We start from the raw sequence: 13,346 nt of genomic DNA, 5'->3' as shown, positions 1-13,346 counted from the left end.
AATTTGGAAACTACAAATTAAGGTATCTTCATTGATATGAGAAAAACCAAAGAAGCCAAAAAACCAGGTATTTTCAGTCTACTTGGAAATTATAAAGGCTTAATTTTTATGCTGATCCTGTTTGCGTTGCTCAGTAACGGCATCAACCTACTTTTACCGAAGATTATTGCCCATGGTATTGATGCTTACACCCATAAAACTTTCAACCTGCAATCCATTCTGCTTCAGTTTTCGCTGGCCATAGCCTTTGTTTTTATTTTTACTTATTTACAGAGCATTGTGCAAACCTATGCTTCTGAACGGGTGGCCAGAGATTTGAGGACAAAGTTGTCTGATCAGATTTCGCGACAAAGCCATGCTTACATTATTCAGGCTAACCCCTCAAAACTGCTGACCAACCTCACAGCTGATGCCGATTCGATCAAAATGTTTGTTTCGCAGGCTATCGTATCCATTTGTTCATCTATTTTTTTAATTGTCGGGGCAAGTATTCTACTGCTTACAATCAATTGGAAACTGGCGCTCTGTGTAATTGCCATCGTACCAATTATTGGAGGGGCATTTTTCTATGTGTTGAGCAAAGTTAAGGTGCTTTTTAAAAAGAGCAGGGAAGTAATCGATTGGCTCAATAAAGTGATTAGCGAAAGCATTATGGGGTCAGCTTTAATTCGCATCATCAATTCGCAGATGCTGGAATACAACAAGTTTTTGGATGCAAATGCAAAAGCGAGGGATTTGGGCATATCCATCCTCCGGATGTTTGCAGCTTTAATTCCGGTTATTGTTTTTACAGCCAATTTATCTGGTTTATGCATTTTGGTACTGGGTGGTCATTTCGTCATTACTGATTCGATGACATTGGGAGAGTTTGCTGCTTTTAACAGCTACCTTACGCTCATCGTATTTCCCATTTTGGTAATCGGTTTTATGAGTAATGTTATTGCACAGGCTACAGCATCTTACCAGAGGATTGAAAATGTGCTCAATGCTGCGGAAATTATCCATCCCGGAACGTTAAGCATTTCTTTAAAAGGCGATTTGGAGGCGAAAAATATCAGCTTAAGCTTTGGCCAAAAACCAGTTTTGAAATCAATTTCTTTCACTGCCCAGGCAGGCTCAAGAACAGCTATAATTGGTCCTACAGCCGCTGGGAAAACACAACTCCTTTATATTTTGACAGGTTTGATCGATGCTGATGCCGGATCTGTATTATACGATGGGCAGGAGATTCAACAATACAAACAGGAAGATTTCCATAAACAGGTTGGTTTTGTATTTCAGGATAGCATTATGTTTAACATGAGCATCAGGGAGAATATTGCCTTTAGTGATACGGTTACAGACGAGTGGCTGGCTAAAGCCATTGCTACTGCAGAATTGAAAGATTTTGTAAATGCCTTGCCCGATCAGCTAAATACAATTGTGTCGGAGCGGGGAAATAGCCTTTCCGGCGGACAAAAACAACGGATTATGCTGGCCAGGGCCTTAGCAGTGAATCCGAAGATCCTGTTGCTGGATGATTTCACCGCCCGGGTTGATACCCATACAGAGAAAAAGATCCTAGAGAATATCCAGCAAAATTATCCAGGTTTAACTTTAATTTCCATTACCCAAAAAATAGCTTCTGTTGAACATTATGATAAAGTGATCTTGCTGATGCAAGGCGAAATTATTGCGGAAGGAACCCATCAGGAGTTGTTAAAAAGCAGTCCTGAATATGTTCAGATTTACAATTCACAACAGAGCACCAGTAATTATGAACTACAATCTTAACGAGCTTAATAGCGGGCGGGAAAAGCAATCTACATATAAAGCGCTGAAAAGCCTGCTAAAACTCATTTCTACCGAGCATAAAAACCTTTGGCTGGCACTGATCGCTATTTTGGTGAACTCAGGATTATTGCTTTTGGGTCCGTTACTGGTAGGTCATACCATCGATACCTATGTCCGTACCAAACAATTTCATGGTGTTCTGATTTTTGGCGGAGTACTATTGGTGATGTATATGATTGCTATGGTTACGGGTTACACGCAAACAAGATTAATGGGCGGGGTAGGGCAGCGAATGTTATACACCTTGAGAAATGCCATTTTTAATAAATTACAGGAGTTACCGGTTTCTTTTTTTAACCAGAATAAGGTTGGAGACCTCATTTCGAGGGTAAATAACGACACTGACAAACTGAATCAGTTTTTTTCACAATCTTTAATGCAGTTTATCGGCAGTATCGTTACCATGATCGGAGCCGGCATTTTCCTCCTTTCCATTAACGTTGAATTGGGTGCCGCTACGCTTGCGCCCGCCGTAATTATTGTGCTTTTTACGGTGGCTTTATCGCCCTGGGTAAAAGCCAAAAATGCTAAAAATTTAAAAAGCGTTGGCGGCATGAGTGCCGAGATACAGGAAAGTCTGAACAATTTTAAAGTTATTATTGCCTTTAACCGCAGGGATTATTTTAGGAAACGTTTTAACGAAGCCAATACCAAGAATTATAAAACGGCTATCAATGCGGGTTTAGCCAACAATACTTTTGTGCCTGTTTACGGTCTGTTATCCAGCATTGCGCAATTAATTACTTTGCTATTTGGTATTCATTTAATTGCGAAGGGCCATTTTACCTTGGGGTTATTGGTGAGTTATATCTCTTATACCACCAATTTTTATAATCCGTTAAGGCAATTGGCCGCGCTTTGGACCAGTTTTCAGGTGGCTATGGCCAGCTGGGATAGAATTTCGCAGATTTTATCCTTGGAAAGCAATTTAAAACAACTGGCATTGAATGAGACAGCTACTTCAACTGCATTGATAGAATTCAAGAACGTTCACTTTTCTTATGATGACAGTAAAGAAATCTTGCATAATATCAATTTAAGGTTTGAGAAAGGAAAAACCTATGCCTTAATTGGGCCAACCGGCGGCGGAAAAACGACAACAGCTTCACTCATTTCCCGTTTATACGATCCTACCAAAGGAACGGTTTTGTTAAATGGTAAAGATATCAGGTCGTTTTCTGCAGCAGAAAGAACACAAAAAATAGGTTTTATATTGCAGGAGCCATTTTTGTTTACCGGAACGGTGAAAGAGAATATTTTATATGGCAACAGTCAGTATAAATCGGTTACAGATGCTGAACTGCAAAAAATAATTGAAGAAGCAAACCTGAATGCGCTATTAGCCATATTTGATGAAGGATTGAGTACACAGATTACTTCAGGATCAGACAGTATCAGTTTAGGACAGAAACAGTTGATTGCCTTTATGCGTGCGGTGCTTAGAAATCCTGAATTGTTGATTCTTGATGAAGCTACAGCCAACATTGATACCATAACCGAACAACTTTTGGGCAGTATTTTAAATAAACTTTCTAAAGAAACTACATTGGTGATTATTGCACACCGCCTGAATACCATTGAAAATGCCGATGAAATCTATTTTGTAAACGAAGGTGAAGTGCAGAAGGCCGGGACGCTGGATGATGCATTAAATATGTTACTCAAAGGGAAGCGGGTAAGTTGATATATTTACTGAAACAGACCTCGCAGGTTTTTAAAACCTGTGAGGTCTGATCAAACAATTAAAAAACACAAATGAAAAAATATTTTCTCTTTATGGCCTGTTCGGCCCTAAGCTTGGCTTGCTTTGCACAAAGTGCTGAACAAAACCTGTTTGTTCAGGATAGTTTAAAGTTGATTTCTTCACAGTTTAAGTTTACAGAAGGTGCATCGGTTGATAAACAGGGAAACGTTTTTTTTACAGACCAACCGAACGACAAAATCTGGAAATACGATATTCATGGTAAGCTGAGCCTGTATATGGATAAATCAGGAAGGGCAAATGGTACTTATTTTGATCAGAAGGGCAACTTAATTGTGTGCGCTGACGAAAATAACGAGATCTGGTCTATTGATCAAAACAAGAACATAAAGGTACTCTTCAGTGAGTATGAAGGTAAAAAAGTAAATGGTCCGAATGATATCTGGCTGGATAAGAAAGGTGGGATATATTTTACCGATCCTTATTATCAGCGAGATTATTGGACGCGGAAATCGCCCGAAATTAAAGGCCAAAAGGTCTATTATATCCCCAAAGGAAAAAAAGAGGCAATTGTAGTTGCAGATGATGTGATTAAACCTAATGGAATTGTAGGTACTCCTGATGGGAAATTTTTATATGTGGCCGATATGGAGGCAAATAAAACATACCGTTACCGTATTGGTGCCGATGCCAGATTAACAGATAAACAACTCATTCTTAACCAGCATTCTGACGGGATGACTTTGGACAATAAAGGGAATATTTATGTAACAGGAAAGGGAGTAAATATTTACAAACCTACAGGCGAAAAAATCGCCCATATAGATGTGCCTGAGGAGTGGTGCGGTAACATTTGTTTTGGCGGGAAAAATAAAAATATACTTTTCATCACGGCTTCAAAATCGCTTTATACCATCCCGATGAATACAAGAGGGGTTGAGTAGTTTTTTTATTTTCAGTAAATTTTGAAAGTTTAATATTTTTGTTTTATGTTTGGTATTATAAAATATTAAATAATGAAAGCATCTGTAGATAAAGAATTTTTAGGTTTTCTGGTTCCCAATATTTTAATTATTAGCATTATCGGAATAAACAGATTTGTACTCCAGCCTGGAAGTGGGGGTATTTTAGTTTTTTCTGAATTCATTATCCTTCCGATATTGATGGGGATATTAGCCGCATGGTATTGGCGTGATTTGAAATTCAGCAGTAAAAAGCTGATCTGGAATTCTATATTGAACGGCTTTTTTGCTATTGTACTGAGTTTTTTCTTTCTTGGTGAAGGAACCATCTGCCTGCTTATTGTGTCGCCACTCATTTTTGCTTTTGTTACCACGGGTACTTTTATTGGAAAGGTTATGTTTAAAAAGAACAAACAAACATTAAACATAAGCTTTGTTTCATTGCTTTTTGCCGTTTTTGTTGTCGATTCGATATCAGATCATCATTATGAAAATATGGTTTCTGATGAGGTGATTATTAAGGCCAGGCCTGAAAAAATCTGGAAACATGTGGTTGCTTTTGATAAAATCAATAAACCAAACAACTACTGGCTTTTTAAAGTAGGGATGCCAAGTCCTATGCAAACAACAGTTTCCGGATACAAAAATGGTGCGGGCCGCAAATGTATTTTTAGCAATGGCTATACTTTCGACGAAAAGATAGTAACCTACGAAGAAAATAAAAACTTAACTTTTGATATTGTCAACCAACCTAAAGATCCTGAAATAATGGTGCATATTGATATTGAACGCGGGCAGTTTTTATTATATAATAATGGTGATGGAACCACAACTTTGATTGGAAATAGCTGGTATAAACTGCACGTTTTTCCAACCTGGTATTACGATTTATGGGCCGAAAGCATTACCAGAAATGTACATTTAAGGGTAATGGAACATATTAAAACCCTTAGCGAACAATAATGTTCCGGTTTATCGTTTATCGGCTCAATTTCCTCAAAGGCATACCACTGTTTGCACTGATTTATGATAGCTGTTTAAAAATTGCAATGTTGCTGGTTGCGCCCGAAAGACTAGCCTGGTTTGACGAAATTGAAAACGAGGTACTAAGTTGGGACGGAACACACGTGAGCTTGCATAAATTTGGAGGAATGCAGTTTAATTACGGACAAAAAGAGATCGGTCATTTACACAGTAATGGGCTGCTGGATATTTTATTCACCAGGCAGGTTAAGCAAAAGTTACTTGCTTCAGGAAAGGCAGAAGTGCATCATGTTTTTAAAAAATCTGGCTGGATCAGTTTTTATATTGCAACTGAACAAGACCTGATAAACGCAAAGTATTTATTGAATGAGGCTTATCGAAGCAGGGTTTAGCTACCTTTAATAAGCTCAAAATATAATGCCATTTTTTTCTGTTCAGTTTATTCAGACGCCAAAAATATAAATTACAATAATTAGCTTTGAAATTCCTACTTATAGGGATAGACGACTATGAAAAAGCCCTCTCAGGATTGAAGGGCTTTTTTATTTACTCCAATCCTGGAAAAATATGATCTTATACTGCTGCATTTTATTTTATAGATACTGCTATCATTAATGTACGCAAAGGATACAGCCGTTTCTTACCTTAACGAGCATCGATGTTAACACTTTATCGGGCAGGTAATTGTATTAGAATTCCCCCGCCAGTGTGGTACTGAAATGGATGTAAGATGTCGTTATCCCAAGCACTATGGCGATTGTATGTTAGGTAGTTTTTTTGCTAAGCAATAATGTTCTCTCCTAAGCAGCAATAACACTATGGAGAAGTGTTCTCCATGAATAGGACTCTTGTCGCTTGAGCAAATTTTAATAATTTTAATTGATTGTATAGGTACTGTTACAATTAATCTAATTTGGAATATTTTTTTAAATTAGCATATATTAAAAAACCTGATAAGCTTATGGAAAATCTAAAGGAAGAAACCAAAATCAAGGCTTTTCTTAACAGGATAAAAGCAGAGTGGCCGGGAGTGGTAGAACGCTTTGAGTTTAAAACTGGCAGTGTGATTTATGTTCATTTAAAAGAAGGCATATCGAGCATGGATTTTCTGGGTAAACTTTCCAGACAGGTTGAACGTTTTGTGGATTTCAGTAAGCCGATTATCTTATACCATATTGAAAGTGATGGCATGAACTTAAGATCGCATCCTATCAACTGGTACTCGACGCTTAGGTAGGGAAGATCAATTGTCGATGTCTTACTTATATTGAGATGTTTGTTATAATTTTAGTTTTTTGAATCTTTTTACAGATAAAACGTAATTTTATTTGCCAGTAATTTTGGTTTTTGGGTTTTAATCCTATTTTTGATTTTTAATTTAAAACATCCAGTATAATGAAAAACGGAACAGTAAAATTTTTTAACTCAGAAAAAGGCTTTGGCTTTATCAAAGAAGAAGGCGGATCTGAGATTTTTGTGCATGCATCAGGCCTGATTGATGAAATCAGAGAAAATGATACAGTTGAATATGATGTTCAAGAAGGCAAAAAAGGCCTTAATGCAGTGAAAGTAAGAGTTGTTTAATTCTTCCCCCAAAAGATTTTGAGCAGGATTTAGTCCTGCTTTTTTTTTGCCTCGAATTTTTTTTGCTTAATGAAAATTTAATCACCAGCAGTACTGAATAAAAAGATGAAAAATTTCCTGCTCATTTCTAGTGGGTTACTGATCCGGGTGTTTTTTATACACAATCCTGATTATCGTTTCTTAATCGGGATTTTTATTTTTGCCAATGCCGGAGCAATTCGGCCAGAACCAACAAATTAAATATTTTTGCAACTTTCTATTTTTCAATTCAGGAACCTGCTAACTGCAGCAAACCCCTTGATGGAGGCAGCTTTATGGCCGCTGCGCAATTTGTTATGGCTCTTAATTTTGCTCACGAATTTGAGCTTTTAAGTTTATCGGCTATTAACAACCGGCCTGGTGTTGCCAAAAAGGGTGGATTGGTATTTGTGCGTAATGGCAAACTTAAAATGCATCCCGGAATTTATGATCATTTGGCATTGATCTCAATATCATCTATCTGTGCAGGAAGTATTTATAACCACGGTCTTGATAAAATGGCTTCAGAAATTATAAATCTTCCTTACAGTGAAGGCTTTTTAAGCTTAACAGGTGCAGAAGAAGATTATATGGCATTTAAACGATTGTGCAGCCCGATATCGCGATTTTTTTTGCTGCACACTAAAAAAGTACAATGGTCTGCAATCTTATCCGTTTTTCGGTTTTTAATGATGGATGGTATTTGGGATGTAGTTAGTTTTGTTGCAGATAAACTTCGCCATTCTGACACAGATATATTCGCTTGTACACAACTTTTAGAAAGTATGCAAAAACAGGAATGGTATGTCGACTTCAATCAGTCTCTTCATGATTTTCATGCTTCGCGTTATCCTTTAAGTAAAGTTGGCTTAGCGGCAGAATTGCCTGAAACGGCTTAACTTATTTCAGGTAATTCTCTAATAAAGCGTTTATATCCTCTCCCACAGCTCTACTGCCCATATTATTGAGTTTCTGTTGCGAAGAATTATGCTTTTCGATATAAGTAGCCTCTGTTTTATTAAATTTAAGATAACCCTGTTCAAAATAGCGTTCTTCAATTTCAGTAGATGAATCCATTGACCTAAACCATAATTTAATTAGTGATCCTGTAATTTTATCAAAGTAGAGCCAATGGTAAGTCGCCTCTGCATCTGCATTTTCAGGCAGGCCAAGACGCTGAATTTCGAGGATAGTGGTATCAGAATTTTGGAAAAAGTATAAAATCTTATATTTAGGCGACATGGCGCAAAAATAGAACATAAATTTGATCACAAAAAAGATTTTTGCGGTTTAAATTTAATATTGTCAATAGTGATATTGGTCTAGGATCCTGACCATGGAACTACGAATTAATCTGATTAAATCTATTGTTTTGAAGATTAGAAATATGGCTAATGGTTTAAAGATTCTTCACTGCGTTCAGAATGACATCAGGTTAATATCAATGTTTCTCGCCTTTAATTACCTTGAATAAATGCAAAACCTGTGGGAAGAGTGCATCCATACTTTCTTCAGCGCCGCTTTTAGAGCCTGGGAAAGTAAGCACTAAAGTTTTTCCGATAAAACCGGCTACACCACGCGAAAGCATGGCATAGGGCATACGCTCCTGACCATAATGCCTGGCGGTTTCCATAATCCCATCAATATTCCTGTCGATTAGCGGTGCAATGGCCTCCGGAGTTACGTCGCGTGGTGAAAGGCCTGTTCCGCCTGTAAAAATGATTAAGTTATAGCCAACTTCACTTAATTCGCTTGCTTTATTTCCGATTACATCGATTTCATCCGGAACGATTTCATATTTCCCGGTATGGATGCCCCATTGTTCCAAGCGCGAGATAATGGCTTTTCCTGCAGTATCCTGTGCCTTATTTTCAAAAATAGAATCAGAACAGACTACAACGGCAGCTTTGATTTCAGGGAATTTGGCATTTTTAAATTCTGATTTTCCACCTGCTTTTTTTAGTAAGCGGATATTTTCTATCTCAACACCTTTGTCAATCGGTTTTAACATATCATATATCGTTAAGGCGGCAACTGATGCACCGTGCATTGCCTCAACTTCTACGCCTGTTTTGTAAATGGTGTGTACTTCAACATTAATAATGATGGATAAACCTTCAATTTCATAACTAATAGCCGTATATTCAATCGGAAGCGGGTGACAATCCGGAATAACATCGCTCGTTTTTTTTACGCCGAATAAACCTGCTGCCCGGGCAAATTCAAATACATCGCCTTTTGGTATCTTGCGCTGTTCAACGGCATCAATGGTTTCCTGTTTCGATACTTTCACAGTAGCAGTTGCAACGGCAATTCTTAAGGTATTGGATTTTTTTGTGATGTTTACCATGTTAAATATTTTCTTTCCACTGGTGGGTTTCGTCTTCGAATATTTCTTTACCCCAGATTGGTAATTCTACTTTTAACCGATCTACCACGTCACTACAGGCTAATATTGCGGGCTTGCGGTGAACTGAAGAGGTAAAAACAAAAAGGCAGATTTCGCCTGCTTTAACGGTGCCTAAACTATGGTAAATATGCATGCAGCTGAGCGGATATTTTTCAAAAATTTCTTCCCTGATCTGATGCATTTTTTCAAGCGCCAATTCCTCATATGCAGTATATGTTATCGCCGCAACAAATTTGCCGTCAATTTCGTCTTTTCTCACCTGGCCCATAAAAATACTGTGTCCGCCAATAGCGGTTTTACTATTATGTTTGGCAATGCTATCTGCTATAAAAGCGGGTGCTATCGGGCCATTAACAAATATGTTTTTTATCTTTTTTTTGCTCATGTTAAGATTTGAGAAAATGGTCTCTCCATTTGATGATGCCACCTTTTAAACTATAAATCTTTTTGCTATCGCCATATTTTTCTTGCATGGCCTCTGCTGCAGCTACGCTTCTAACGCCATGTTGGCAAATTAACACCACATTTTTTTGATAAAATTCCTTGCCTATAAAGGCACCAAATTCCGACATCGGTACCTGTGTAAAGATTTGTTTATCCAATACCGGTACTTCATGTCTTTCGCGAACATCAATTAATATTGTCGATTCCGATTGCTGAAGTTTCACCAGTTCGTCGGCATCAATTTCTATATAGCCTTGCGGCCCTTCGCTCGTATCCTGATAATCCATATTTAAAAATTCATCAACGGTTTTGGGGATGACATAACCGTCACCATGAGTAATGCTGATGGTATACTGTTCTTGTGTAAGTAAATTATAATTTAATATTCTGTTGGTCAAAGGTAATCCGATTTTAGCGATCAGTTTAATGGTTTCTGCGGCAGCCATTGTTCCTAAAATACCTGGTAGAACACCTATAATACCATTTTCAGAACAATTAGGCACTTCATCTTTATCTGGCGGAACAGGAAAAAGATCACGGTAATTGGTGCCGGGGGTTAACTGGTCAGGAACATTAAATATGGCCAACTGGCCTTCGAAACCTGATACTGCGGCAAATATGAGCGGTTTATTTAATAGGGCGCAGGCGTCGTTAATCAGGTATCTCGATTCAAAATTGTCTGTACCGTCCAATATGTAATCATATCTGGATAAAATATCGAGGGTATTATTTTTCTGTAAACGGATGGGGTGACGGATAATCCCGATCTGGGGATTCATTTCTTGTAGTCGCTTTGCCGCTACCTCTACCTTTAGCTTCCCAATATCGGCAGTAGTAAAAAGAATCTGCCGATGTAAATTGGATAATGAAATGGCATCATCATCAATAATACCGATATGGCCGATGCCGGCAGCAGCCAGGTATTGCAATGCCGGGCAGCCCAGGCCACCGGCGCCAATAACGAGAACTTTTGCTCTTAAAAGCTTTTGCTGTGCTTCCTCCCCAAATCCTTTAAGGATAATCTGTCTGTTGTATCGCGCTGCACCCATATTGTTTAACCACCAGAAAAAGGTGGCATGATGGCTATTGTAGCCTGGTTTGTAATTTCAGTATTGTGTTGAACAATGTTTTTGTTCAGGGCTAGTTTGTATTTTAAGTTTTTCAAGGCTGGAAACCGATTTTCGAGGTATTTGCTAAAAGCATCGGTGTCAGTAATGCCATCTACTTCAATTTTTTGATTATTGATGAATTCGGTAATCTGTCCAAAACTGATGATTTCAATTTCCATGCTGCTAATTTACTCTTAAGATGCTACTTTTATGTACTATGAGGGGCTGAAAATTGTCATTCTTTGCAAATAACGGATTTATAAGTATTTAAATTGCCTGCGGTGCGAGTTAATGAACTGATAAATCTCTTTTCGATCAACAATTAATTATTTTGTATCATTTGCATCAAATATAAATAATAAAAACCCATTGAGTAATTATGCCTGTGTAAAGAGCAGTTTGTACGCAGCTAATGCAAGTACAAAGGCCAATACATTTCTTAAAACGGTTTGCGGAAATTTTAAGGCACCAAAATAAGCGCCGCAAATCCCTCCGGCAAAGGCTACCGCAACATAAGCGAGCATGTGGATGTTAAATTCGAATCCCTTAATAAGCTGGCCGCCTAAACCAGCAAGCGAATTAACAAAAATAAATGCTGCACTAATGGCTGCGGTCTGTTTTTGATCGGTCCACTTTAACAGCAACAGGATTGGTGAAAGGATTATTCCACCCCCAATACCAATCATGCCCGAAAGTAAGCCGATAATGCCTCCTATAGTGAGCGATAGTGAAATATTTGATGGCTTGAAATCTTTAGGGTCGGTATTTTTAAAAAAGAAAAAACGGATAACCGGAATCAGTAGGAGCAATCCCAAAATTTTCTTATAAACAGCACTTTGGATAACCATCATGCCACCAACAAACGAAAGTGGGATAGAGGCCAGTGCAAAAGGCCAAAAGGTTTTCCATTTAAAATGACCACCACGGTAAAACTGGATAAATGAGGTGGAAGAAACAAACAGGTTGAGCAGCAATGCCGTGGGTTTCATGATGGATGGTGAAATGGCAAAAATAGCCATAAGCGCTAAATAGCCGCTTGCTCCACCATGCCCAACCGACGCATACAAAAAAGCCACTACAAAAAGTAAACAGTAAAATAGCATGAAGCTTTCTTGCATAGTTTAGGCCGGTAAAATCAATACGTTTAGGATTTCATTTTCTGTAAAATACGCCTTTGTTTCATCAAGGCATATAAGGCAATTGGCCTGCGCAAAGGAGCTTAACCGATAAGATTCCTGTGCATGGAGCGGAGTAACCATTCCGTTTTCATATTTGCCTTTCAGGAAATGTGTTAACCCTGAAGGTTTAGCATAGGCATGTGTAAGCCGGGCCTGAACTTCAATTATACTGTTGCTTTTAAGGGATAAAGCTTTGACGGCCGGTAATACATAATTATAATAGCAACTGAGTACAGATGATGGGTTTCCGGGAAGTCCGAATATGAGTTTTTGATCCTTTGTGCCAAAAAACAAAGGTTTGCCGGGTTTCTGTTTTACTTTGTGGAAAATCTGTTTGATGCCGCAATATGAGGCGGCTTCGATGACGAAATCATAATCGCCAACACTTACGCCGCCTGTAAGCAGCACAACATCGCAGTCTGCCACTGCAGTTTGTAATACTTTCTTAAGGATTTCGAGGTCATCATCGGCTTCGAAAACTGCAATCTGTTCAATCCCTTCCTGTTGTAAAGCAGCACATAGTGAATAGGAATTTGATTCATATACCTGTCCAAATTCGAGAACTTTCCCCGGATGTTGTAATTCTTTTCCTGTTACAATTATAGAAATCTTTGGCATGGGATAAACACTAACTTCGTTAATACCGATGCCTGCGAGAAAGCCGATAGCCGCTGGGCTAAGCAAATCTCCTTTTTCCATTGCCAATGCACCGGTTTTAATTTCAGAGCCCTTTTCCCGGACATTTGCGCCTGGTTTTAAATTTGGGTCATTTAAAGTGATATTTCCATCCCTCCTCGTAATTTTTTCCTGCATCACTACCGTATCGGCGCCTGTAGGCAACGGAGCGCCTGTAAATATTCTACCTGTTTCGCCATTTCGGATGGCGATTTCGGTTGCCGCTCCGGCAGCCATTTCCCCAATTATGCGGAGTTCTTGTTGATGATCTTCAAACTTTAATGCATAGCCATCCATTGATGATTGCTTAAACGCCGGAATATCATATTTAGCATAAACATTGGCTGCAAGAATATGTCCTGACGCGTTCGCCAGATCAACTGAAATGGGATTTAATGTGGTGGAGTGTTGAGAGATAAGGTTTTTTGCTTCTTTAACGCTAATCAT

General features: G+C 38.4%; 15 protein-coding genes. 8 read left to right on the top strand and 7 right to left on the bottom strand.

What is annotated here, in order from left to right; translation table 11 throughout:
• The first annotated feature begins 36 nt into the window (after positions 1 to 36).
• The 8 genes from DV942_RS04580 to DV942_RS04545 all read left to right on the top strand — a co-directional run bounded on the left by DV942_RS04580 (position 37) and on the right by DV942_RS04545 (position 7,982).
• Positions 37 to 1,773, top strand: a complete 1,737-nt coding sequence (locus DV942_RS04580; protein WP_145855660.1) for an ABC transporter ATP-binding protein — start codon at positions 37 to 39, stop codon at positions 1,771 to 1,773.
• Positions 1,757 to 3,517, top strand: a complete 1,761-nt coding sequence (locus DV942_RS04575; RefSeq protein ID WP_145855658.1) for an ABC transporter ATP-binding protein — start codon at positions 1,757 to 1,759, stop codon at positions 3,515 to 3,517. The genes DV942_RS04580 and DV942_RS04575 overlap by 17 nt, the downstream gene beginning before the upstream one ends.
• A 71-nt stretch (positions 3,518 to 3,588) precedes the next feature.
• A complete protein-coding gene (locus DV942_RS04570) occupies positions 3,589 to 4,479 on the top strand; it encodes an SMP-30/gluconolactonase/LRE family protein (protein ID WP_145855656.1) in 891 nt (296 codons plus the stop codon).
• A 72-nt stretch (positions 4,480 to 4,551) separates the two neighbouring features.
• Positions 4,552 to 5,460 carry a hypothetical protein gene (locus tag DV942_RS04565; RefSeq protein ID WP_145855654.1) on the top strand — a complete coding sequence of 303 codons (909 nt, stop codon included), beginning with the start codon at positions 4,552 to 4,554 and terminating at the stop codon, positions 5,458 to 5,460.
• Positions 5,460 to 5,873 (top strand): luciferase domain-containing protein, encoded by a 414-nt coding sequence (locus DV942_RS04560; protein WP_145855652.1) that lies wholly within the window; start codon positions 5,460 to 5,462, stop codon positions 5,871 to 5,873. The genes DV942_RS04565 and DV942_RS04560 overlap by 1 nt, the downstream gene beginning before the upstream one ends.
• 569 nt (positions 5,874 to 6,442) lie before the next feature.
• Positions 6,443 to 6,718, top strand: a complete 276-nt coding sequence (locus DV942_RS04555) for a hypothetical protein (protein WP_090982380.1) — start codon at positions 6,443 to 6,445, stop codon at positions 6,716 to 6,718.
• A 158-nt stretch (positions 6,719 to 6,876) separates the two neighbouring features.
• Positions 6,877 to 7,065 (top strand): cold-shock protein, encoded by a 189-nt coding sequence (locus DV942_RS04550; protein ID WP_090982267.1) that lies wholly within the window; start codon positions 6,877 to 6,879, stop codon positions 7,063 to 7,065.
• 335 nt (positions 7,066 to 7,400) lie between these two features.
• On the top strand, positions 7,401 to 7,982 hold the full coding sequence (locus DV942_RS04545) for a hypothetical protein (protein WP_145855651.1): 582 nt from the start codon (positions 7,401 to 7,403) through the stop codon (positions 7,980 to 7,982).
• Position 7,983: 1 nt separating this feature from the next.
• Here the strand turns inward: DV942_RS04545 and DV942_RS04540 are convergent, their stop codons facing one another.
• The 7 genes from DV942_RS04540 to DV942_RS04510 all read right to left on the bottom strand — a co-directional run bounded on the left by DV942_RS04540 (position 7,984) and on the right by DV942_RS04510 (position 13,346).
• Positions 7,984 to 8,343 carry a hypothetical protein gene (locus DV942_RS04540; RefSeq protein ID WP_139222284.1) on the bottom strand — a complete coding sequence of 120 codons (360 nt, stop codon included), beginning with the start codon at positions 8,341 to 8,343 and terminating at the stop codon, positions 7,984 to 7,986.
• A gap of 181 nt (positions 8,344 to 8,524) precedes the next feature.
• A complete protein-coding gene (gene moaCB, locus DV942_RS04535) occupies positions 8,525 to 9,433 on the bottom strand; it encodes a bifunctional molybdenum cofactor biosynthesis protein MoaC/MoaB (protein WP_145855648.1) in 909 nt (302 codons plus the stop codon).
• A 1-nt stretch (position 9,434) separates the two neighbouring features.
• Positions 9,435 to 9,878, bottom strand: coding sequence for a molybdenum cofactor biosynthesis protein MoaE (locus DV942_RS04530; protein ID WP_145855646.1), 444 nt, complete (start codon positions 9,876 to 9,878; stop codon positions 9,435 to 9,437).
• A gap of 1 nt (position 9,879) precedes the next feature.
• Positions 9,880 to 10,986 (bottom strand): ThiF family adenylyltransferase, encoded by a 1,107-nt coding sequence (locus DV942_RS04525; RefSeq protein WP_145855644.1) that lies wholly within the window; start codon positions 10,984 to 10,986, stop codon positions 9,880 to 9,882.
• Positions 10,987 to 10,991: 5 nt separating this feature from the next.
• The gene (locus DV942_RS04520; protein WP_145855642.1) at positions 10,992 to 11,225 is read right to left on the bottom strand and encodes a MoaD/ThiS family protein; all 234 of its coding nucleotides are present in this window, start codon (positions 11,223 to 11,225) and stop codon (positions 10,992 to 10,994) included.
• A 198-nt stretch (positions 11,226 to 11,423) separates the two neighbouring features.
• Positions 11,424 to 12,164 (bottom strand): sulfite exporter TauE/SafE family protein, encoded by a 741-nt coding sequence (locus DV942_RS04515; RefSeq protein ID WP_145855640.1) that lies wholly within the window; start codon positions 12,162 to 12,164, stop codon positions 11,424 to 11,426.
• Between the two features lie 3 nt (positions 12,165 to 12,167).
• Entirely contained in the window at positions 12,168 to 13,346 is a 1,179-nt protein-coding gene (locus DV942_RS04510; protein WP_145855639.1) for a molybdopterin molybdotransferase MoeA, read from the bottom strand.

Origin of the sequence: Pedobacter suwonensis, from assembly GCF_007833675.1 — a bacterium.
Classification (GTDB): Bacteria; Bacteroidota; Bacteroidia; order Sphingobacteriales; family Sphingobacteriaceae; genus Pedobacter; species Pedobacter suwonensis.
This window is presented reverse-complemented; position numbering and strand designations above follow the sequence as displayed.